Source organism: Glycocaulis sp. (assembly GCF_051859565.1).
In the GTDB taxonomy this organism is placed as follows: domain Bacteria; phylum Pseudomonadota; class Alphaproteobacteria; order Caulobacterales; family Maricaulaceae; genus Glycocaulis.
The window spans coordinates 66,058-87,154 of sequence record NZ_JBHYFK010000008.1; the positions used below are offsets into that span (position 1 = coordinate 66,058).

Genomic DNA, 21,097 nt, shown 5'->3' on the forward strand with positions numbered 1-21,097 from the left:
GGCTAGCCGGTCAGGGCTGGAAATAGCCCTTCAGATTGCGGGCCGCCTGGCGGATGCGCTGTTCGTTCTCGACCAGCGCGAGCCGGATATGGGTATCGCCGCGCTCGCCAAAGCCAAGGCCGGGGGCCACCGCCACGCCGGTCTTCTCCATCAGGTCCTTGGCAAACTCCACCGAGCCCATATGGGCAAAGCGCTCTGGTATGGGCGCCCAGGCGAACATGGTGGCGGGCGGCGAGGGGATGTCGAACCCGGCGCGCGAGAAGCTTTCCACCAGCACGTCGCGGCGCTTCTTGTAGGTCTCGCGGGCGATGGCGACATGATCCTGCGGGCCGTCAAGCGCCGCCACGGCCGCGATCTGTACCGGCGTGAAGGCACCGTAATCGAGATAGGATTTCACCCGCTTCAGTGCCGCGATCAGGCGCGCTGACCCGGCGGCAAAGCCGATACGCCAGCCGGGCATGGAATAGGTTTTCGACATGGAGGTGAACTCCACCGCCACATCGCGCGCGCCCTCGACCTGCAGGATGGAGGGGGGCGGGTTGCCGTCGAAATAAATCTCCGAATAGGCGAGATCGGAGATGAGAACGATGTCGTTGGCTTTGGCGACCTTCACCGCCTCGCGGTAGAAATCGAGATCGACCACCTGCGCGGTCGGGTTGGACGGGAAGTTCAGCACCATGGCCGACGGAGCCGGGACCGAGCGCTTGCAGGCGGTCACCGCGTCGGCGAGGAATTGTTCAGGCGAGTTGAAGCTGACCGCGCGAACGGCAGCCCCGGCAATGATGAAGCCGAACATGTGGATGGGGTAGGACGGGTCGGGCACGATGATGACATCGCCCGGCGCGGTGATCGCCTGCGCCAGATTGGCGAGGCCTTCCTTGGAGCCAAGCGTGACGCACACTTCGGTTTCCGGGTTCAGACCCACATCAAACCGGCGCTCGTAATAGCGGGTGAAGGCGCGGCGCAGGGACGGCACGCCCTGGCTGGCTGAATAGCGGTGCGCGCGCGGGTCGGCGGCGACTTCTTTGAGCTTCTCCACGATATGCGGCGCGGGCGCGAGATCGGGATTGCCCATGCCGAAATCGATGATGTCGCGACCCTCCTTGCGCCACGCCGCCTTCATCCGGTTCACTTCGGCGAAGACGTAAGGCGGCAGGCGGCGTTCGCGGTAGAAAGTGTCGTTGCCCGACTGGCCCATAGCCGCCTATTCCTCGTCCCTGACAGGTTTCTTACGTGAGAAGACGCGCTTGACGGAGTCGGCATTGGCGTGGCCCAGCGCGCCCTGCTGGAACACGGACGCCGCGCCCCACAGCACCACAATCAGTGTCAGCAGCATCACGGCGGTGGTGCCGGCAATCTCCCACAAAGGCGGATCGGATGGCAGGCGCGCAATCATGATGAAGGGCGTCCAGATAGGCACCCATGACACGATCTGGACAGCGACGGAATCAATCGAGCGCATGGCGAAGACGAGGATCATCAAGGGCAGCATCAGCACCAGGATAAGCGGGCTCATCAGGGTCTGCGCATCGTGCAGCGTCTCGCACAAGGAACCCAGCGCCAGGAAGATCGCGCCATACATCAGATAGCCGACGAGGAAATAGCCAAGCGCCGCCAGGAAGAGGCCCGGCTGCACGGCTTCGGCAATAAAGCCGGCAATCTCCGGGTCGATGCCCTGCAGGAAGGTGCCGGCAATCAGCATCAGCGTGGTGCCGATAAGCCCCCAGACGGCGAAGAGGGTGAAGGAGACAGCCGCGACACCCAGGAGCTTGCCGATCAGCAGATCACGCACGCGCACGGTCGATAGCAGCAGTTCGATAATCTTGCCGCCCTTTTCCTCGATAAGGCTGGTCAGCAGCATGTTGGCCACCGAGAAGATGGCCGTCCACAACATGATGGCCAGCACCACAGCGACGATAAACGGGGCCCAGTCGGCAGCGCCGACCTCACTGTCATCGACCGTAGCCGGGTTGAAATTGCGCATTTCCGGCTCCAGCGAGGACAGCTCGCGGATCTCTGCCGGGTCCAGCCCGCGTGCCGCCAGAGCCTGCTCGCGTACATGGTCGCGAAGCGCGCGGCGGGCGGCGCCTGACAGGCTCTGCTCGGTGACGCTGGTCGAGTAATAATTGATCAGCGGCAGGTCGGAGCCGGCTTCCTGGCTGATGAATATGGCGGCGAAGAGACTGCGCGGTCCGTCCGGTGTTGCCACCTGCCGCTCGCCGAGCAGATAGGGACGCAATTCATCCAGCGTGCGCGCGGGGGCTTCCAGCCGGATCATGCGTCCTGTTCCTGCCGCGATCATGTCGGCGCTGCCCTGCATGCCGAGGATGTCCAGCGCGTCATCAAGGCCGCCGAGACCAAGCGGATCTGCGTCGAAAGCCGCCAGTGCGCGTTCGCGCGTTGCCGTGTCAGCGGAGACGGCTGCGGCCGCTTCCAGGGCGGCGCGCGTCTGTTCGCGGCGTTCGCGTTCGATGGAGGCCTGTATCACGGTATCGAGACCGCGATCGGTTTCGTCGATTACGACGTAATGCCGTACCGGCTGGGCCGACTGCACCAGCGCGGGAATGGACGCGCCGATCAGCATGAAGAGCGGCACCGAGGCCAGCGACAGCCAGAAGCCCCAGGTCGCGACATAGGACAGGTATTCGCGGCGGGCGATGAGATAGATGGCGCGCATGGCTTACTGGCCTTCCACAGGCTGAAGGGGGTCACCGGCCGATACCAGCCGGACAAAGGCGTCGTGCAGATGGGGGCGCACCGGCTCGAACCGGGTAAGGCGCACGCCCGCTTCCACGCAGGCCCGCAGGACGTGCTGGGGGTCGACGCCCGGCTTCAGGGCAATCTGCCAGAGCGTCACACCATCGGCATCTTTCTCCGCGCGCGTAACCTCGCCGAACCCTGAGAGCAGGGCACTGATATCATCATCGGAGTCAACGCCAATGGTGACGAGGCGGGGCACGACGGCCAGCGCCTCATCCACCTTGCCATCGAAAATCTTCTGCCCGCGCGCCATCAGCACGATGCGGTCGCAGATGCGTTCAGCCTGAGCCATGACGTGGGTGGAGAAGAGGATGGTGCGCCCGGCGGCAGCCTGTTCGAGGATCACATCCTCCAGCATGGCCTGATTGACCGGATCAAGACCCGAGAACGGTTCGTCGAGAATGATGAAATCGGGTTCGTGAATAATGGCCGCGATGATCTGGACCTTCTGGGCCATGCCCTTGGAAAGCTCCTTGACCTTCTTGCCGGCGCTGGCGGCCAGCCCGAAGCGCTCCAGCGCTGCCGCGGCGCGTTTGCGCGCCTCCACTGCCGGGACGCCTTTGAGGCGGGCAAACAGGGCGATGACCTGCTCGGCCGTCATCTTGCGGTACACGCCGCGCTCCTCCGGCAGGAAGCCCACCCGGTCGAGCGCGCGCAATGTCGGCGGCTGACCGAAAAGTGTCGCGCTGCCGGCATCAGGGCGGATTATGCCCAGCGCCATGCGCAGCGTTGTGGTCTTGCCGGCGCCATTGGGACCGAGAAAGCCGGTAATGGACCCTGCAGGCACCGTGAAACTGACATCCCGGACCGCCGGAAAGCCGGAAAACGTCTTGGTCAGGCCGGTTACGTCCAGTGCAGGCGTTGTCATCGTCGAAAATCCGGTTGTCTGGCGGGAAATCACACTATGTTGGAGCCGTGTTTAGGATGCCCGCCCCGGCCTGTCATCCCGGCCTGGCAATAATTCGGACACCTGACTGGGATTTAATGTGACAGGAGCGCACGACATGAGCCGGGCCGGTACCTTTCCGCTGGATTTTTCATCTCTGACGCCGCCGCGTGAGCCGTGCTGGTTCCTCGCCTTGCCGGAGGGTTTTGACAGCCCGGCCGAGGCCCATAAGCGCACGGCGCCGGTTGCCATGACGCCAGCGGATGCGCTGGCTCGTTTCAAGGCAATCGCCCTTGCTGCGCCGCGCACGCGCCTTGTCAGCGAGGCCGGCCTGCAGGTGGAGCTGGAGCAGAAAAGCGCAGTCTTCGGCTTTACCGACAAGATCACAGCCGAAGCGATGGCGGCAGGACCGGACAGGGCCGTGCTGGCGGTCTATTCGCGCGCGCTGGTGGGGTATTACGATTTTGGTGTTAACCGCAAACGCGTCACGCGCTGGCTGGATGCGTTCTACGCTGCAGGCAGGGCGAAATAGAGCAGGTCCAGAGATGGCGGCTCGGTGACACCCAGTTGGCGCAGAATGTGGCTTGCCTGACCGCGATGATGGGTCTGGTGATTGAACAGATGGGCCAGGATCACGCCCAGCGGCAATTCCTTGGCTTCACCGCGCGTATTGCCATAGCGGATCACGGTTGCGAAGTTGGCCGGGTCCAGGCCCGCAACATAGGCGATCAGGCGCTGGTCCTCGGCCTCGCGCGCGGCGCGCAGCTCGCCAAAATTCTCGTAAAGGACGGCGTCGAGGCGGCTTGGAGCTTCGCCCTCGCCGGTTAGCCGGTAGAGCCATATACGGTCTGCGACCAGCAGATGATTAAGCGTGCCGTGCAGGCTGCGGAAATAAGCCTTCACATCCTTTTTGCGTTCGGTGTCTTTCAGCGCGGTCGCCGCGTCATAAAGCCGGGCATTGGCCCAGGCATTGTAGGCGGCAAAACGGCGGAAATGGTCGTGCACGGCTTTGTCTTCCCTCGCTGATGGCGATCTTTACCTGCCATCAGGTGTAGAGCAAGGAATGACCCGGTCAAATCCCGGCCCACATATCGGCAGGCCGGGATCGCCCGGTACGGCCTAGCGGCGTGCTATGGCCGGTTGAGCAGCAAATTGCGGTGCGATCTTCAGATCGCTGGCCCATTTGAGCTTCTCAAACAGCAGGAGCAGCGTGCCGTTATAGTCGACCACGCGATTGATCAGCCCCTTGCGCGGCAGGTGCAGTGCGCTTTGCGGATGCTCGTGATGATGGTCGTGGATGGCCTCGCCGCCGGTCAGCAGGGCGAGCGTCCAGTCCAGCCAGGCCGGTGTCTTCAAATGGCCGAACACGTTCACGCCCAGCGTGGTCGCGTGAAACTGCACACCGCGCGCCGTGACGGCTGCGGCGTGGAGAAGGAAGGTCAGAAGAAGCGAGCCGCCCGACAGGAAGACGGCCAGATAGATCAGGCCCGGGATGACCAGATGCACCACCAGCGACAACCAGTTATAGTGATGATCCACCCATTTCACGCCCGGCATGTCGCGCAGCCACATGGCCAGCGGACGCTGAAGATCGTTGGGATCGCGGAAAATGATCCAGCCGAACCACGCCCACACCTTGCTCTCATGCGGGTTGTGCGGGTCGCCGGGCTTGTCCGACAGGCGGTGGTGCTGGGAATGGTAGTTGATCCAGTCCTTGAACCGGCCCTGCATCGCGATCACGCAATTGAGTGCGGTCAGCATCTGGGCGGGCCATTTCAGCTCGCCGGAACGGTGCTGCCAGACACGGTGCAGGACGCCGATGCCAAAATTGCAGATCACCAGGGTGACCGCGCCAACGGTCATGGCCAGCGGCACATACCACCATTGAAATGCGAGGGATTCCAGCGCAAGGCCGAGCACAATGGCGCCAATCATGCCGATGACGCCGATGGCTGGGTAGATCAGCGCGGCAAACACGCTGGTCCAGTCCAGATTGCCCCAACTTTTCTCGATTGCTTCGGAGCGGGGGTGGGCAACAATTTTCGTCAAACTTGATCCTCAGACTTCAGGTACAACCGGCCGCAACGGGGTGCGGTCAGGGGACAGACGCTGACATGATATGACAGCTCTGACCAGATGGTTCGGCCATTATGGCCCGATCAAATTGACGTCATTATGGCCGGGGCGTTCATACGCGCGCGGCTCGACGCCGCAGCCCCTATCCGCTATTCGACGGGAAACAGTCTTGCGCCGAAGCAGAATCACAGCACGGCGCAGCCATCAATTCGGGAGGGACTAACCCCATGAGCGACAGCGTTTTTCCGGCCGGCAATCTGATGAAGGGCAAGCGCGGGCTTGTCATGGGCGTGGCCAACAAGAACTCGATTGCCTGGGGCATTGCCCAGCAACTCGCAGCCCAGGGCGCGGAGCTGGCCTTCTCCTATCAGGGCGAGGAGCTGGAAAAGCGGGTACGCCCGCTGGTGGAAAGCCTGCCCGGTTCGCCCTTCATGGTCACCGCCGATGTCACCGACGATGCCTCCATGGACGCCTGCTTTGACGCGCTGGAGAAGAAATGGGGCAAGATGGACTTCCTCGTCCACGCCATCGCCTTTGCCGGCAAGGACGAGCTGCAGGGCTCCTTCACCCATAATACCACGCGCGAAGGGTTCAAGCGCGCCATGGACGTGTCGGCCTTCTCGTTTGTGGATGCTGCAAAACGCGCCAGCGCGCTGATGCCGGATGGCGGCGCGATGGTGTGCCTGACCTATCTGGGCTCGGAGCGCGTAGTGCCGAACTACAATGTGATGGGCGTTGCCAAGGCCGCGCTCGAAGCGTCCACCCGCTATATCGCGCGTGATCTCGGCCCGCAGGGCATCCGCGTGAACGCCATCTCGGCAGGCCCGATGCGCACCCTCGCCATGGCCGGTATTTCCGGCGGGCGCACGCTGATGAAGACCGGCAAGGACTGGTCAATGCTCAAGGAAGACACCCGCATGGAAGGTGTGGCCGGTTCGGCGCTCTACCTGCTGTCAGACCTCGGTCATTCCTGCACCGGCGAAGTGCTGCACGTCGATGCCGGTTTCCACGCCGTTGGCGTGCCGGACTTGGGTGAAGAAGGCTGACAACGCCTGATTTCATCGCCTGCGGTTGAGTCAAAATGCTTATCCTGATAGTATCCCTTCACGCAGATATGCGGGGAACAATCAGGATATGCTCGATGAAAAGCACCCTGTCTCGGTAGACGAGACAGGGAAGGCCTCCTTTGATGATATATATAACTCTAATGATCCGCGGCTTTATTTCAGCAGGCTGTGCCAATACAACTATATGATTGCGGAGTGCGCAGCTCCGGTATTGCGCAACTGCTACCGGGCGATCCGCAAAGCGCGCGGGCTTAGCCGGTTACATGTCACCGATGTCGGCTGCTCCTACGGGATCAATGCCGCGCTTCACAAGTTTCCGCTGTCGGTTTCGCGCCTCCATGCCCACTATACCGCAAGGCTGATTGGCGGGCTGGAGCGCGATGCGCTTCTGGCGGAGGACCAGGCCTGGTATCGGTCACTGAAGCCGGTGGATGATCTGGTATTTACCGGGCTGGATAGCTCAGGCCCAGCCATCGCCTATGCGCGCGCCGCGGGGCTTCTCGATTTCGGTCTCGCCTGCGATCTGGAGGCGGACGGGCAGGGCCTGCCGCCCGAGCATGACGAGGCGCGGGTCTTTGCCCATAGCGATATCGTCATTTCCACCGGTGCGGTGGGCTATGTCGGCGCGCCGACCTTTACCCGCATTGCCGAGGCCGCCAATGGCTCGCCGCCCTGGATGGCGCTGTTTGTCCTGCGCCAGTTCCCGATGGAGGCGATTTCGCAAGCCTTGCAGGCGTTCGGCTATGTCACCGAGAAGCTCGACGGGCATGTGTTCCCGCAGCGCCAGTTCACCGGCGCAACCGAGCGCCATGGCGCGCTCTCGCGATTGAAGAAGGTTGGCCGCCCGCCGCTGGCGATGGAGGAAGCCGGCTGGTTCGCCGCCGAGTTCTTTCTTCTGCGCCCCAGGGGGGAAGCCGCCAGCGCACCACTGGAACGCCTGCTGCCGCCCGAAGCGCTGTCGTGCGCGGTCAGGGTCTGAACTTCATCCCCATCAGGGGCCGCAGCGGCGCGATGCGTGATGCGGCCTCCGCGATGGCCCAGCTGCCCAGAAGCGTGATCGCGGCGACGACCGCAAACTCGCCCGGACCCCCGAGGCGGATATCCCATGCCGTAATCAGATAGATCGCGCTGACCGTGATCGTCTGATGCAGGATGAAGACCGGGAAGATCAGCACGTTGAGCCGCGAGAGCAGGGCCGAGCCCGAACGGATCAGCCGCCTTGCGAGCCAGATCAGCGTCACGATCATCCACCACGCATAGGCAAGGCGCATGACCCGCCAGAGCGTGGCTTCTACGGAATCGGCAAAGCGGGCATCGAAATCGAGATAGGCGAAGACCAGCAATGCGCCGCCCGCAACGGTGAGGGCGAGCGCCAGCCTGCCCACCCGGTCCACCGCCTGCCAGAAGCCCTCGGAACGCGCGGCCAGCGCGCCGAAGATCACGAATGTGAACGAGTAGGCGTGATTGGCCCAGTCGCGCGTGAGATTGTGCGTGGTCGGGAAGTGGTCAGCCAGCGTGAAGCGGATCAGCAAGAGCGGCAGGACGGGCAGGATGAGGAAGGCGGCAAGGCCCAGCCGCCCGCTCCACACCCGCTCCAGCCGCAGGCGTGCCAGCTTGCCTGTATGGGGCAGGAAGGGCGCCAGGATCAGTGCATAGACGAAGATATAAGCGACATACCAGAGATGGTTCCAGGTCGGCGTGGTGACCGAGAATCCGCTGCCGAAATCGAGATATTGCGGCCAGAAGGCGAGAATGCCCGGTTCGATCTCGCCGTTGGTGCGCAGCTCGAAATAGGTTTGCGGCATCACGATCACCGCCATGCCAAAGACGAGCGGCACGAAGAGCCGCCAGACCCGCTCCAGCATGAACCGGCCCGTGCCGAGCTTTGCTGCCAGCATCGCCATCGCGACGCCGGAGATGAAGAAGAGCAGAGGCAGGCGCCACGGGCTCATCAGCATCATGGGCAGTTCCAGCGTATCGCCCGCATAGGCGCTTTTGACGTGCCAGCCCCACGTCACATAGCCCATGCCGGTATGGTAGAGGATCAGCATGGCGAAGGCGAAAACGCGCAAGGCGTCGAGATCCGGGCGGCGGGCGGAAGGCGGTGTATCGATCATGGGGCAGGTCCGTAGGCTGAAGGAAACTCGCCTGCCGTTCTGCGTCTGATTGCGGCCCCCGTCGCGCGGCATGTGATGAAACCGGCCGCTCACGGGATGGTGGTGTGCAGTTCCGGGCCAGACGGCATCTCATCAGGGACAGGCGGCATTGCCGGAATCGCCATGTGCCGCCATGCTCCGCGCCATGACGGCACAGAACACCCCCCTCGATCCGCAGCGCCGCGCCGAACGCCGGGCGGGCCTTCAGGCGGGGCTGATCTTCTCCGCCTTTGCCAGCGCGTCCGTGATCGTCAATGCGCTCTCGACCAATACCGAGCTGGCGCGCGGCGCCGCCGCGTTCAATCCGGCGCAGGCCTGGCTCCTGGAGCTGACGAGCCTTGTCGTACTGCTGGCGCTGGTTCCGGCGGTGATCGCGCTCGACCGGCGTATTCCGCTGGCGCTTGGCTGGCGGGTCGCTCTGCCCTTGCACCTCGTCGCGGCGCTCGCCTTCACCACCGCCCATGTGTGGGGAATGATGCTGCTGCGTGAACTGTTGTGGCCCGCCGTGATCGGCGGCAGCTACACCTATTTCGACGTGTTGATACGCGACTTCATCTATGAGGCGCGCAAGGACTTCCTCACCTATGCGACGCTGGTGCTGGTGATCCGCCTGGCCCGCCGGATCGAGGATTACCGGCTGGAACTGGCCGAGAGCCATGCCCGCGCCAAGGGCGATAGCGTCATCGTGCTCAAATGCGGCGGACGCGAGCTGCGCCTGCCAGCCGCAGAGATCATCTCGGCGGAAGCGGCGGGCAATTATGTCGAGGTCGCCACCCCCACCGGCTCGCATCTCGCGCGCATCACGCTGGGCGGGCTGGAGACGCTGCTGAAGGAAGCCGGCGCTGACACTGTGCGGGTGCATCGCTCCTGCCTCGTCGCCCGCCCTGCCGTGCGCGAGATCATTCCCGGCGAAAGCGGAGACGCGATCGCCGTGCTCTCCAGTGGCGCGCGCATACCCGTCAGCCGCCGCTACCGGGCGGGTCTGAGTGGAGGCTAAAACCGCCGCTTCAGCCAGTCGATGAGATGGGCGTTGAGTTCATCCGGTGCCTCGTACTGGGTCCAGTGGCCGATCTCGGGGATGACATGCATCTCCAGATCCTTGCACAGGGCAGGCATCCAGGCGGTGAGCTTGGGCGGCAGCATGAAATCGCACTCGGCCGAGATCATCAGGCAGGGCATGGAGAGCCGGTGATCGACACCGCCCATGCGCTGCCAGTTCGCATCGAAATTGCGGTACCAGTTCAGCCCGCCCCGGAAGCCTGTCTCTGCATAGATGCGGGCGTACTCGGCGCGAGCATCTTTCGACACCACCACATCGTCCTCTGATTTCAGCCCGCCGCGCGCGATGAAATTCTCAAAGCGCTTGGGCAGATGCGTGACAGAGGGTGGCAGTTTTTCGATGTCAGCGGAGGGAAAGGAGGCGCCGAACACGAAATCGAAGAAATCGCTTTCGCGGCCTTTGAATATCCCGTCGGCCGCTTCGTCCTGGAAGCGCACGATATAGTGCTCCTCCCCGCCCATCTCGCGGAAAACTTCCGTGGGCGGTTTGGAGCCGCGCGGCAGGTGCGGCGTGTTCACGCCTACCGCGCCGAGGAACCGCTCCGGGATCAGGCAGGCTGCCATCCACATGAGGATGCCGCCCCAGTCATGGCCGACGATTACCGCTTTTTCGATGCCCAGCGCATCCAGCAGGCCCGCAATATCTCCGGTCAGCCGGTCGACATGGTAGGCGCTTGTCTCATGGGGCGCATCGGACGCACCAAACCCGCGATTATCCGGCGCGATGACGCGGTATCCGGCGTTTGCCAGTGCCTCGATCTGCGCCGCCCATGACAGCGCCAGCTCCGGCCAGCCATGCAGGAGGAGGACAGGCAGGCCGTCCTTGGGTCCTGCCTCGTGTACGGACAGCGTCACCTCGCCCACATCGATACGGCGGGCGGGCGGCATGGGCGGATGGGACATGGATCAGCTCTGCGGTTGTTTGAGGGCGCGTCTTCGTGAGCTTAGAAGATCATAGGCGAAGACGGCCAGCCCCGCCCAGATGAAGGCGAAGGTGATGGCGTGGGCAAGCGTGAAAATCTCGCCCCAGATGATCCCCACCGCGAACTGCAGGGTCGGCGCGACGAACTGCAAAAGCCCGATCGTCGCAAAGTGCAGCCCGCGCGCCCCGATGATGAAGAGCAGCAGGGGTGCTACCGTCATCGGACCTGTGAGGATCAGGAGGAGGGCCTGCGACGGACTGCCAAGGAAGCTGCCGCCGCTACCTGAGGCTTCAAGGAAGAAGAGCGCGACCAGCGAAGGCAGGGAGATGATCAGCGTCTCCCAGAACAGGCCCACCCGGCCATCGGTTGCGATAGTCTTACGGATATAGCCATAGGCGGTGAAGGAGGCGGCGAGGAACAGACCGATCCACGGGATTTCCCCGACCGCGACGATCTGGTTGATGACGCCGATCACGGCAAGGCCCACGGCGATCATTCGTAGCCGTCCGAAGCGTTCGCCTGCGATGAACACGCCGACAGCCACATTCATCAGCGGGTTGATGAAATAGCCCAGCGATATGTCGAGCACCCGGTCAGCATTGATCGCCCAGACAAACACCCACCAGTTCGAGGCAATGAGGATGGCGCTGAGGAGTAGGGTCGCCATGGCCCGCCGGTCCAGTATCAACCGCCAGGCAGACGGCGCGCGGCCCGCCATCCACACCAGCAGCGCGAGCAAAGGCACAGACCAGATCGCCCGGTGCAGCACGATCTCGGTGGCGCTCGCAAAGGCGAGGAATTTGTAGAAGGCCGCCGACAAGCCCCAGATCACATAGGCAGAGAGGGCCGCGACGCCTGCCCGGCCTGCCTCCAGCCGACCGCTATCGGGCGGCGGGGCAACAGGGGCGGCAGACGGGTCAGCGGGAGTGGCCATGGCCGCGCTCTTACTCCTGCCAGTGCCCTGTAGTCATTCTGTTTCTTGCGGCAGATGCAGTACGCCATGCAAAGGCCCCGCCCGGAGGGGCGGTTGCCGTTCCATCGTTTCCAACGGTCACAGCTGGTATTCGAGAAGAGGATAGCGGGAAGGGGTGACGCAGGGCTTGTGAATGTCCCGGCTGAGCCCTTTTCTTGCAGCGTTATTTGTGGCTTAGTTGGGCTAGGGGGGAGTATCCTTGGAACACCATTTAGACCGGCGCGTGATCCTCAGCGAGGACTCAGAATACAAGAACCTCTACAAGTGGTCGCTGCAAGAGCTGGACGAAGAAGGGGCGAAAGTCGGACGTGATTTGGTCCCGTGGGTTTGGGGTCTGGACTTCACCGCTACCGAGCTCGTCTACAATGACGGCCTGACCATCGAGCCGGACTACAGCAGCGATGACGAAGAGATGCCAATTGTCACCCGCAAGCGCCGGAGAATTCGCGCGAAGCTGCGGCCCGGAAGCCCGCAAGAATGGCATCGCAATCGCCATCCCTCCTACTCCATGTTTGGCACGGACCGGACGATCACCGCATTCGAGCTTTCAATTGAGCCGCTCGCTGAGGACGAGGAACAGGACAGTTGCCGGGTATGGGGCAGCGTCAGCTACACGATGGACATCGACTTTCGGGACGAGACGACAGACGATGCTGTCACTTTCCATCTGTATGTCCGGCCAGAGACTTTCGAGCATTACGTGCGGACCGTCCTGGCCGCTGAGGTGGATGCGGCGGTCCTGTACGTGAAGCGCGTTGCCGGTTTCTATTCTGATTGGTCGCCGGCCATTTCGACCGATAACATCAAGGTGCTGACAGGTAATGAGAAGGACCATCCGGTCGAGTTGCTCGACGGCAGCGAGATCGTACCGCCCCGGCTTGGCGAGGTGGGTGAAGTATCACTCACCTTGGTTCGCAAGCTGACGTTCGAGCAATCCGCGCCGGAGGCTGACGAAGATGACGACTGGCAGGACGAGTTGGTAGAGGTGCCGCCAGACAAGGCATTGGTGGCCGCGCAGCGTTCCGCGAAGGCTAATGTCCAGACCGTCGCATTGCTCACGTCACTGGGGATCGCCGCTTGGGTAATAGCGGCACTCCTCCTCCTCATCCTTGTGACTTGATCAAAGGCCCCGCCCGGAGGGGCGGGGCCGGTTGCACGACACGCGTTGTGGAGGTCCTAGCGGTTTTCCATCATGGCATCGCGAAGGCTGCGGAATTCATTGCCCTCATACCAGTTTGGCCATTCATCGCTGTCGGCGATGCGGCGTGCGACGGCGTAGAGCAGACGTGTGTCCTCTTCCAGGCCGGAGAGGTCCCAGTCAGGGTTATACTCGTCGGCGGGCTGGTGATAGCGGTTCATCCGGTAGGCGAGAGCGGCTGTCTCCACAAATTCGCGGCCATGTTCCACATGCACCGAACCGCCCCCGGCATAGAGCATGGGCACGCCGACGCGCGCCAGGCTGACATGGTCGGAGCGGTAGAAATAGCCCGCTTCCGGGCTCGGGTCGGGTGTGAGATAGCGTCCGCCCTGCGCCTCGGCTTCCTCGCGCAGAATGTCCTCGATCTCGGATGCGCCATACCCCACAACCACGACATCTTCGGTGCGGCCAACAGGCAGCTCGCCATCGATATTGAGGCCTGCCACGATTGAGTTGAGCGGAACGGTGGGATTGGCAGCAAACCAGGCGGAGCCCAGAAGCCCGGACTCTTCGGCGGTCACAGCGACAAACAGGATCGAGCGGCGCGGCTGCTGGCCGAGCGCAAAAGCTTCCATCATTTCCATGATGGCGGCTGTGCCGGTCGCGTTGTCGACCGCGCCGTTATAGATATTGTTGTCGGAGGCAAAGTTCAGACGCACGCCCAGATGGTCCCAGTGCGCCATGAGCAGGACGTACTCGTCAGGTGCCTGCGACCCTTCGACCATGCCGACCACATTGTTGGAGGTCAGGCGGCGAAGGCTGGTGTGCAGCTCGGCGCTCATGACTGCCCCTTCCAGAGCTACGGGCGTGAAGCCCGGCTCCGCAGCGGCTTCGGCCAGCGAATCGAAATCATGGCCTGTTGCGGCAAACAGCTCTCGCGCGGCGTTCAAATGGATCCAGCCCTGCACCGGCACCAGGTCGGAAGGCGGCATGTCGAGCGTGAACTGAGAGCCCGTCCACGAGGCGGCCACCGTATCCCAGCCATAGCTCGCCGGTTCGGTCTGGTGGACGATGATGGCGCCGGCCGCGCCCTGACGGCCCGCTTCCTCGAACTTGTAGGTCCAGCGGCCGTAATAGGTCATGGATGCGCCGTTAAACCGGCCTGCATCAGGCCGGGCATATCCTGGATCGTTGACAAGGATGACGACCGTCTTGCCCTCGACATCGAGGCCCTCATAGTCGTTCCAGCCATATTCGGGCGCGACAACGCCATAGCCCACAAACACAAGCTCGGTGTCGGCGATTGCCACGTGTTCTTCGGGGTTCTGGCTCCAGTAGACGACGCTCTGGCCCATGGTCAGGCCCATCGGCTCGTCATTGATTGTGATATCGAGACGCGAACGCTCCTCGACGAGCGTGGCCTCGATCAGCGGGACGGGCTGGAACCAGCCTTGCGTGCCAGCGGGCTGGACACCCACACGCGCCAGTTCATCGGCAATCCACTGCGCCGCACGTTCGCCCGCCTCTGCCGCCGGTGCGCGGCCCTCGAAGCGGTCATCGGCGAGCGTGGCGATGCGGAAATGCAAATCGTCCTGTGTGATCTCGGCGCTGGTCTCGCCAACGGGCGGCCACTCGCCGCCATTGCCAGCCTCATCGGCGGATGATTCCGGTGCAGCCTGTTGTGCAGGTGCTTCTGCCGGAGCGGCGGGTTCATTGGCAGCCGGTTCGCCGCAGGCAGCCAGCAGAGCAGCGGCTGCTGTCAGGGTCCAGAAACGTAACATTATAACGCCCTCCCAAGGGTTTAGCCTATTTTTGGCCAGCATGCCCTGTCTGACGTAAAGGTCAAAGCCCGCATGCGCACCACTCGACAGAACGCCCGAGAACCGTCCAATGTGCGCAGCCTTTCCAGGTCCTGCCTCCGGGAGCGCCCGATGACCGATCCCGCCAGCCTTGATGCGGTCCAGCTCAGCCTCGGCCCAGTCTTCCAGAGCGTTCTTCCCGTTAGCCTTGCTGTCATCATGTTCACCGTGGCGCTGTCGCTGCGGGTGGATGATTTCGTTCAGGTGATACGCCGGCCGCTGCGTTTTGGCGGGGCTGCCCTGACACAGATCCTGCTGCTGCCCATGGCGACGCTGGCTCTGGTCATGGTGCTGCAGCCCCAGCCCTCGATAGCGCTTGGCATGATCGTGGTAGCGTGCTGTCCGGGCGGGAACATGTCGAACTTCTTTACCCATCTGGGGCGGGGCGATACCGCGCTTTCGGTGTCGCTGACGGCAACGTCGAGCCTGCTGGCGGCGCTCGCCACGCCGGTCTCGATCCTGTTCTGGAGCGGGCTTTACGGGCCCACGCGCGAGCTGATGGACGCGCTGGATGTCGATGCCGTGCCGTTTGTCCTGCAGACCATGGTGATCCTCGCGTTGCCGCTGGCTGCGGGCATGTATCTGGCGTCCCGGCATGCAGGGCTGGCCCGGCGGCTGCGGCCCTTCATGTCGATGCTGGCCATGGCCATTCTTGTCCTCATCATTCTTGGCAGCCTTGCCGGTAATGCCGATCTGCTGCTGATGGGGGCTATTGCCATCCTGCCGACCGTCATCATGCACAATGCCATGGCGCTGCTGCTGGGCTATGCGGCCGGATGGGCGTTGCGCTTTGATGCGCGCGGGCGGCGCGCCATGACGATAGAGGTCGGTATCCAGAATTCAGGGCTTGGCCTTGTCATCCTGCTGGGCGCGCTTGGCGGGCTGGGCGGCGCGGCGGCGGTCATTGCCGTCTGGGGTGTGTGGCATCTGATTTCGGGCGTAGGGCTTGCCTATGGCTTCCGCCTGACGGACCATTGGCGCAAGAAGAAAACAGCCGTGCCTGCTTCACGAGGCGTATGACAGCGCCCAGCAGGCCGGGGGACAATGTTCCCGGGAGGAGACAGACATGACCCATCAGCTGAAAATCGTGAACGGCCTTGTTTATGACGGCTCGGGGTCCGAGCCGGTAAAGGCCGATATCGCCATCGATAATGGCCGCATCAGTGCGGTGGGTACTGTTCCGGGTGACGCGCGCGAAGTGATCGATGCCAAGGGGTGCATCGTTACGCCGGGCTTTATCGACATTCACACCCATTATGACGGGCAGGCGACCTGGGACGACCGGATGGAGCCGTCCATCAACCATGGCATCACGACAGCCATTGTCGGCAATTGCGGGGTTGGCTTTGCGCCGGTACGCCCGTCCGACCATGACCGTCTGGTGCGCCTGATGGAGGGGGTGGAGGATATTCCCGGCACGGCCCTGCATGAGGGGCTGAAATGGAACTGGGAGAGCTTTCCCGATTACCTCAATGCGCTGGACGCCATGGCGCGCACCATCGATATCGCCGCCATGATTACGCACGATCCCTTGCGCGTGTATGTGATGGACGAGCGGGCGAGCTTTGATGCGCAGGCCTCCGACGAGGATATTGCCACGATGCGAAAGCTGGTGCGCGAAGCGCTGGAGGCGGGCGCTATCGGCTTTTCAACGGGGCGTTCTGATCTGCACCGTACCGCCGACGGCGAGTGGACGCCGGCCTCTGAAGCCACCGCCAAGGAGCTGACCGGCATTGCCGAAGCCTTCCACGGCCTCACCCATGGCGTGCTGCAGGCGGTCTCCGACTTTGACCTGCAGCGCTCCGAGGAAGCTTTCCCCAAGGAGTGGGAAGTGGTGGAGAAATACGTGAAGGCGGGCGGCGGACGCCCGGCCTCCATCTCCCTCATGCAGCGCGATCTCGCCCCCAATCAGTGGCGCGACATTCTCAAAGGCGTTGAGAAACTCAACGCCGAGGGCGTCGATATGCGTGTGCAGGTCGCCCCGCGCGCCATTGGCGTGTTTCTGGGGCTGCAATGCACCTTCCACCCCTTCATGGGTCATCCCTCCTACAAGGCCATCGCGCATCTGCCGCTGGAGGACCGGGTGGCGCGGATGAAGGATGCAGGCGTAAAGGCGCAGATCCTCTCCGAGAAGCCGGACAAGGTGTCGGTTGAAGGCTCGTCAGTGCCGCCGATCGCCGATGTGATGCTGGAAGCGATGGAGTTCGTCGCCGAGAAGCTCTTCATGCTGTCCGATGATCCCGATTACGAGCAGTCAGGCGAGCAGTCGATTGCAGGCCGGGCGCGGGCGCGCGGGGTTTCCGTGTGGGAGGAGCTCTATGACACGGTCATCGCACGCGATGGCAAGGAGCTGATCTACCTGCCGATCTATAACTATACCGAGATGAGCTATGAGAATGTGCTGACCATGATGTGCCACCCGCAGGCGCTCATCGGCCTCTCCGATGGCGGTGCGCATGTCGGCACGGTCTGCGATGCGAGCTTCCCGAGCTATCTGTTGAAATACTGGACGCAGGATCGCACCCGCGGTGATCGCATCGCGCTTCCCCGCGCCGTGCAGATGCTGACCAGCGATATTGCAGACTTCCTGGGGCTCAATGACCGGGGGCGGATCAAGCCGGGCCTGAAAGCCGACATCAATGTGATTGATCTCGATAATCTGAAACTCGAAGCCCCGCACATGGTGGCCGACCTGCCTGCGGGCGGTCAGCGTCTCTTGCAGGGTGCAACCGGGTATAAGGCGACCATCGTCTCCGGCGAGGTCGTGGTGCGCAATGACACAGTGACAGATGCCCGCCCCGGCCGCCTCATCCGCGCGGGACAGCAAATGGCGATGGCGGCGGAATAGTCCCCATCGACACAGGCTTCGTTCAGGCGCATGGTTCACCTCTAGGGATCAGCGCGCCATCCGCCAATGGGACGGATGGCAGACCGGCGCGCCCTGCCCGCACCGGCATGGGCCGAAGCTTTGCGGGTCAGCCGGCGGAGTGATGCCCATGGCCAAAGGTCAGATGCGGGGCAACAAGGAAGCGAAAAAGCCCAAGAAGGAAAAGCCGAAGGTTACGGCCGCCGCGCCGCCGCGCACGGCTGTTGACCGGATGAAGGAGTCGCAGGACCGCTCCAAGGCCCGCAAGCCGAGCTAGGGCCTGTCAGCATAATGGCTTCGCCCCGGAGCGAATTACGCTCCAGCTCTTTCATTGATGCGAGCCGCTGCCAGCGCGTTCAACTGGCACTGCGAAAGGCCGTAACCGTCCGGGAACCCAACGCCTTTCCAAAGCGTTCCGGCTAGCTGGGCCGGAACAGGTCCGGTTATGAGGGGGTGATCAATGCTCAGAGCACTCGACGTGAAGGCTATCGACGCCGCGCGCCTGTTTGACATTGCGCCCAATCCTTATGTTCTGATCGACCGCGATTTTGTAATTGTCGGTATGAACGAGGCCTATCTGTCGGTCACCGGGCGCACACGCGAGGCGATAGCGGGCAGAGGCATGTTCGAGGCTTTTCCCAGCGACCCGCAATCGGTGCCCGGGCGCATGCTGCGTACGTCCTTCCGCAAGGTTTTCGACACTGGCCAGACCGATCATCTGTCGCTGATACCCTATCCCATCGCACGCCCTGACGGGACGATGGAGGAGCGCTTCTGGAGCGCGACGAACACGCCGGTTCTGGATGAGGATGGCCGTGTAGCCTTTATTCTTCAGCACACAACCGATGTCACCGAACTGCACCTTCTGCGGCAGGAGGCTGCGGATCGCTCGATGAGCGTCCAGTCCGACATCATGCGCCGCGCCGACGCCGTCGGGGCCGAAAATCTGATGCTGGGCGAGGAGGGTGAGCGGCTACGGGACCTGTTCGAGCAGGCCCCCGGCTTCATGGCGGTGCTGACCGGTCCCGATCACGTCTTTACCCTCGCCAACGGCGCGTATGTGGACCTTGTCGGCGAACGCGCGCTCATCGGGCGGACAGTGCGCGAAGCATTGCCCGACATCGAAGGTCAGGGCTTCTTCGAGCTGCTTGACGGGGTCTACACCTCTGGCGAGCCGTTCATCGCCCATGACGCCAAGGTGACGATCAGGCCGGGTGGCACCGGGGAGCCCCAGGAACGGTTCGTCGATCTCATCTACCACCCTGTCCGGGACCGGCACGGCGATGTGTCGGGCATATTCGTGCAAGGCCATGACACCACGGCCAAAAAAGCGGCGCAGGAGGCCGCTTCTGAAAGCGAAGCCCGCTTCCGTACACTTGCCCAGTCACTGCCCAACCATGTCTGGACGGCGACACCCGATGGCCAGCTCGACTGGTTCAACCAGCAGGTTTACGACTACACAGGAGAGGCGGAACACGCTCTGGACGGAGCCAATTGGGGCAGGGTGGTTCACCCGGACGATTTTGCCGGAGTGGTGGGCACCTGGCAGGCGGCGATTGCGACAGGCCAGCCCTATCTGGTGGAATTCCGCCTCAGGAATGCTTCGGGCGAGTACCGCTGGCACATAGCCCGCGCGACCCCGCGCCATGACCAGCAGGGCCAGGTGGTCCAGTGGGTCGGCACCAATACCGATATTCACGAGCAGAAGCGCATCGAGGAGTCGCTTGCCCACCTGAACGCTCATCTTGAGGAGCGCGTCGCCGAACGCACACGGGAATTGCTTGATGCCCAGGAAGCCCTGCGCCGCAGCCAGCAGATGGAGGCGATTGGCAACCTTGCTGGCGGTGTCGCGCACGACTTCAACAATCTGCTGCAGGTTATCAGTGGCAATCTCCAGCTTCTGGGCGCGCTGGCCGATAGTGGCGAGGATGCGCACCGCTATATAACCGCCGCGCTTGAAGGGGTGCGCCGGGGTGCCAGCCTGACCGACCAGCTATTATCGTTCGGACGGCGCAAGCCCCTTGAGCCGCGGGCCGTGGCGCCGGGCGGCCTCGTCCTCGGCATGGAAGACATACTCAAGCGCACGCTGGGAGAGGCTATCGAGATCAGAACGGTCATTGAGCCCGAGCTCTGGAATGCGATGGCAGACCCGCTGAATGTCGAGAATGCCATTCTCAACCTTGCCATCAATGCCCGCGATGCGATGGGCGGCCATGGGCGGCTGACCCTGCGTGCGGCAAACGCCCGCATCGAGCATGGCGTGGGCGAGACCCAGCCCGGCGATTACGTGATGATCGAGGTGAGCGATACCGGCCAGGGGATGAGCGAGGCGGTACGGGAAAAGGCCTTCGAGCCCTTTTTTACCACAAAGCCCGAAGGCAAGGGGACCGGACTTGGCCTCTCCATGGTGTATGGTTTTGCCCGCCAGTCCGGGGGGTGTGTCACGATCGATTCCACGCCTGGCGAGGGCACAAGTGTGGCCATCTATCTGCCGCGCACCGAAAGGGCCGTTCTGGAGAGCGGCGACGCTTTGGCCGGTATTGAAGTCAGTGGCGGGACGGAGACGGTGCTCATTGCCGAGGACGACGCGGCCGTGCTGGCCACCGCAGCAGCCCTGTTTGAAGACCTGGGTTACACCGTGGTGACCGCACACGACGCGCAAGGGGCTCTGGATGCGATCAAGGCGGGTGCCCGGCCTGATCTGCTGTTCACCGATGTCATCATGCCAGGCCCGCTCAAGAGTACGGATCTTGCCCGGCAGGCCCAGGCGCTTCTGCCCGGGCTCGCCGTTCTGTTCACGTCGGGCTATGCAGAGGACGCTATCGTCCAGCATGGCCGTCTGACCGAGGGCGTTCATCTGCTGGGCAAGCCCTATAGCCGTGAGGCGCTGGCCATCAAGGTCCGCCAAGTATTGAACGCGGCAGGACAGAGCGCCTCTGGCGCGCCCGCGAGACACGATCCCCCGGTCAAAATGATGCGTGTCTTGTTGTGCGAGGATGATCCGCTGATCCGCCTGAGCACGTCAGCCATACTGGAAAGTCTGGGCATGGCGGTGGTCGAGGCTGCCGATGGCAGGCAGGCACTCGCCGCGCTCGGCGAGCACTCAATCGATATTCTTGTTACCGATATGGGCCTGCCGGACATGAATGGACGGGCGCTGGCCGATCAGGTCAGGCAAAGCCATCCCGGATTGCCGGTCCTGTTCGCCACCGGCAGGGCCGGGGAGGAGTGCCTGGAAGGGCTCGAGCATGCGGGTCTTGTCGCCAAACCCTATGACGAGCTGGCGCTCGACCGGGCGATCCGGCGGCTTACCGGTTCATCTGCGGGTTAGGGG

18 protein-coding genes are annotated in these 21,097 nt (G+C 63.1%); 9 read left to right on the forward strand and 9 right to left on the reverse strand.

Annotated elements, in window-relative coordinates; genetic code table 11:
• Nucleotides 1-10: 10 nt before the first annotated feature.
• Genes ACTIGC_RS12165 through ACTIGC_RS12175 form a run of 3 tightly spaced genes read right to left on the reverse strand, consistent with a single transcriptional unit; the run spans nt 11 to nt 3,628 of the window.
• Nucleotides 11-1,198, reverse strand: coding sequence for an LL-diaminopimelate aminotransferase (locus ACTIGC_RS12165; RefSeq protein WP_439634666.1), 1,188 nt, complete (start codon nt 1,196-1,198; stop codon nt 11-13).
• Nucleotides 1,199-1,204: 6 nt separating this feature from the next.
• Complete coding sequence (locus ACTIGC_RS12170) at nt 1,205-2,677, reverse strand: ABC transporter permease (protein WP_439634667.1); 1,473 nt, start codon at nt 2,675-2,677, stop codon at nt 1,205-1,207.
• Nucleotides 2,678-2,680: 3 nt separating this feature from the next.
• Nucleotides 2,681-3,628: an ABC transporter ATP-binding protein gene (locus ACTIGC_RS12175; RefSeq protein ID WP_439634668.1), complete on the reverse strand. Its 948-nt coding sequence runs from the start codon at nt 3,626-3,628 to the stop codon at nt 2,681-2,683.
• 136 nt (nt 3,629-3,764) lie between these two features.
• Here ACTIGC_RS12175 and ACTIGC_RS12180 point away from each other — a divergent pair, with 136 nt between their 5' ends.
• Nucleotides 3,765-4,178 (forward strand): DUF1499 domain-containing protein, encoded by a 414-nt coding sequence (locus ACTIGC_RS12180; RefSeq protein ID WP_439634669.1) that lies wholly within the window; start codon nt 3,765-3,767, stop codon nt 4,176-4,178.
• On the opposite strand, the gene ACTIGC_RS12185 is transcribed toward ACTIGC_RS12180, so the two are convergent.
• Together ACTIGC_RS12185 and ACTIGC_RS12190 are read right to left on the reverse strand one after the other, a co-directional pair.
• Entirely contained in the window at nt 4,154-4,651 is a 498-nt protein-coding gene (locus ACTIGC_RS12185) for a DinB family protein (protein WP_439634670.1), read from the reverse strand. The two genes, ACTIGC_RS12180 and ACTIGC_RS12185, sit on opposite strands and share 25 nt — an antisense overlap.
• 114 nt (nt 4,652-4,765) lie before the next feature.
• On the reverse strand, nt 4,766-5,695 hold the full coding sequence (locus ACTIGC_RS12190) for an acyl-CoA desaturase (RefSeq protein WP_439634671.1): 930 nt from the start codon (nt 5,693-5,695) through the stop codon (nt 4,766-4,768).
• Between the two features lie 254 nt (nt 5,696-5,949).
• Here ACTIGC_RS12190 and ACTIGC_RS12195 point away from each other — a divergent pair, with 254 nt between their 5' ends.
• Both ACTIGC_RS12195 and ACTIGC_RS12200 read left to right on the forward strand, forming a co-directional pair.
• Nucleotides 5,950-6,768 (forward strand): enoyl-ACP reductase FabI, encoded by an 819-nt coding sequence (locus ACTIGC_RS12195; RefSeq protein ID WP_439634672.1) that lies wholly within the window; start codon nt 5,950-5,952, stop codon nt 6,766-6,768.
• A 205-nt stretch (nt 6,769-6,973) separates the two neighbouring features.
• Nucleotides 6,974-7,768, forward strand: coding sequence for a class I SAM-dependent methyltransferase (locus ACTIGC_RS12200; RefSeq protein WP_439634673.1), 795 nt, complete (start codon nt 6,974-6,976; stop codon nt 7,766-7,768).
• Here ACTIGC_RS12200 and ACTIGC_RS12205 read toward each other — a convergent pair.
• Nucleotides 7,758-8,906 carry an acyltransferase family protein gene (locus ACTIGC_RS12205; RefSeq protein ID WP_439634674.1) on the reverse strand — a complete coding sequence of 383 codons (1,149 nt, stop codon included), beginning with the start codon at nt 8,904-8,906 and terminating at the stop codon, nt 7,758-7,760. The two genes, ACTIGC_RS12200 and ACTIGC_RS12205, sit on opposite strands and share 11 nt — an antisense overlap.
• 184 nt (nt 8,907-9,090) lie before the next feature.
• Between ACTIGC_RS12205 and ACTIGC_RS12210 the strand changes: the two genes are divergently transcribed.
• On the forward strand, nt 9,091-9,942 hold the full coding sequence (locus tag ACTIGC_RS12210; protein ID WP_439634675.1) for a LytTR family DNA-binding domain-containing protein: 852 nt from the start codon (nt 9,091-9,093) through the stop codon (nt 9,940-9,942).
• Here the strand turns inward: ACTIGC_RS12210 and ACTIGC_RS12215 are convergent.
• Nucleotides 9,939-10,907, reverse strand: a complete 969-nt coding sequence (locus ACTIGC_RS12215; RefSeq protein ID WP_439634676.1) for an alpha/beta fold hydrolase — start codon at nt 10,905-10,907, stop codon at nt 9,939-9,941. The two genes, ACTIGC_RS12210 and ACTIGC_RS12215, sit on opposite strands and share 4 nt — an antisense overlap.
• Nucleotides 10,908-10,910: 3 nt before the next feature.
• Complete coding sequence (rarD, locus tag ACTIGC_RS12220; protein WP_439634677.1) at nt 10,911-11,861, reverse strand: EamA family transporter RarD; 951 nt, start codon at nt 11,859-11,861, stop codon at nt 10,911-10,913.
• Between the two features lie 238 nt (nt 11,862-12,099).
• Between rarD and ACTIGC_RS12225 the strand changes: the two genes are divergently transcribed.
• Nucleotides 12,100-13,020 (forward strand): hypothetical protein, encoded by a 921-nt coding sequence (locus ACTIGC_RS12225; protein ID WP_439634678.1) that lies wholly within the window; start codon nt 12,100-12,102, stop codon nt 13,018-13,020.
• A gap of 56 nt (nt 13,021-13,076) precedes the next feature.
• On the opposite strand, the gene ACTIGC_RS12230 is transcribed toward ACTIGC_RS12225, so the two are convergent.
• Nucleotides 13,077-14,819 (reverse strand): M28 family metallopeptidase, encoded by a 1,743-nt coding sequence (locus ACTIGC_RS12230; RefSeq protein WP_439634679.1) that lies wholly within the window; start codon nt 14,817-14,819, stop codon nt 13,077-13,079.
• 150 nt (nt 14,820-14,969) lie between these two features.
• On the opposite strand from ACTIGC_RS12230, the gene ACTIGC_RS12235 reads away from it, so the two are divergent.
• The 4 genes from ACTIGC_RS12235 to ACTIGC_RS12250 all read left to right on the forward strand — a co-directional run bounded on the left by ACTIGC_RS12235 (nt 14,970) and on the right by ACTIGC_RS12250 (nt 21,094).
• Entirely contained in the window at nt 14,970-15,917 is a 948-nt protein-coding gene (locus ACTIGC_RS12235) for a bile acid:sodium symporter family protein (protein WP_439634680.1), read from the forward strand.
• A 46-nt stretch (nt 15,918-15,963) separates the two neighbouring features.
• Entirely contained in the window at nt 15,964-17,745 is a 1,782-nt protein-coding gene (locus tag ACTIGC_RS12240) for an N-acyl-D-amino-acid deacylase family protein (RefSeq protein ID WP_439634681.1), read from the forward strand.
• A gap of 148 nt (nt 17,746-17,893) precedes the next feature.
• Nucleotides 17,894-18,040 carry a hypothetical protein gene (locus ACTIGC_RS12245; protein ID WP_170175577.1) on the forward strand — a complete coding sequence of 49 codons (147 nt, stop codon included), beginning with the start codon at nt 17,894-17,896 and terminating at the stop codon, nt 18,038-18,040.
• Nucleotides 18,041-18,223: 183 nt separating this feature from the next.
• Complete coding sequence (locus tag ACTIGC_RS12250; protein ID WP_439634682.1) at nt 18,224-21,094, forward strand: PAS domain-containing protein; 2,871 nt, start codon at nt 18,224-18,226, stop codon at nt 21,092-21,094.
• Nucleotides 21,095-21,097: the final 3 nt, after the last annotated feature.

Bases quoted from the DNA above. Each gene is read 5' to 3' on its own strand.
- ACTIGC_RS12180 (WP_439634669.1), top strand. From the start codon at position 3,765: ATGAGCCGGGCCGGTACCTTTCCGCTGGATTTTTCATCTCTGACGCCG.
- ACTIGC_RS12205 (WP_439634674.1), bottom strand. From the start codon at position 8,906: ATGATCGATACACCGCCTTCCGCCCGCCGCCCGGATCTCGACGCCTTG.
- ACTIGC_RS12250 (WP_439634682.1), top strand. From the start codon at position 18,224: ATGCTCAGAGCACTCGACGTGAAGGCTATCGACGCCGCGCGCCTGTTT.
- ACTIGC_RS12170 (WP_439634667.1), bottom strand. From the start codon at position 2,677: ATGCGCGCCATCTATCTCATCGCCCGCCGCGAATACCTGTCCTATGTC.
- ACTIGC_RS12175 (WP_439634668.1), bottom strand. From the start codon at position 3,628: ATGACAACGCCTGCACTGGACGTAACCGGCCTGACCAAGACGTTTTCC.
- rarD (WP_439634677.1), bottom strand. From the start codon at position 11,861: ATGGCCACTCCCGCTGACCCGTCTGCCGCCCCTGTTGCCCCGCCGCCC.
- ACTIGC_RS12210 (WP_439634675.1), top strand. From the start codon at position 9,091: ATGACGGCACAGAACACCCCCCTCGATCCGCAGCGCCGCGCCGAACGC.
- ACTIGC_RS12200 (WP_439634673.1), top strand. From the start codon at position 6,974: ATGATTGCGGAGTGCGCAGCTCCGGTATTGCGCAACTGCTACCGGGCG.
- ACTIGC_RS12195 (WP_439634672.1), top strand. From the start codon at position 5,950: ATGAGCGACAGCGTTTTTCCGGCCGGCAATCTGATGAAGGGCAAGCGC.
- ACTIGC_RS12235 (WP_439634680.1), top strand. From the start codon at position 14,970: ATGACCGATCCCGCCAGCCTTGATGCGGTCCAGCTCAGCCTCGGCCCA.
- ACTIGC_RS12245 (WP_170175577.1), top strand. From the start codon at position 17,894: ATGGCCAAAGGTCAGATGCGGGGCAACAAGGAAGCGAAAAAGCCCAAG.
- ACTIGC_RS12165 (WP_439634666.1), bottom strand. From the start codon at position 1,198: ATGGGCCAGTCGGGCAACGACACTTTCTACCGCGAACGCCGCCTGCCG.
- ACTIGC_RS12230 (WP_439634679.1), bottom strand. From the start codon at position 14,819: ATGTTACGTTTCTGGACCCTGACAGCAGCCGCTGCTCTGCTGGCTGCC.
- ACTIGC_RS12240 (WP_439634681.1), top strand. From the start codon at position 15,964: ATGACCCATCAGCTGAAAATCGTGAACGGCCTTGTTTATGACGGCTCG.
- ACTIGC_RS12215 (WP_439634676.1), bottom strand. From the start codon at position 10,907: ATGTCCCATCCGCCCATGCCGCCCGCCCGCCGTATCGATGTGGGCGAG.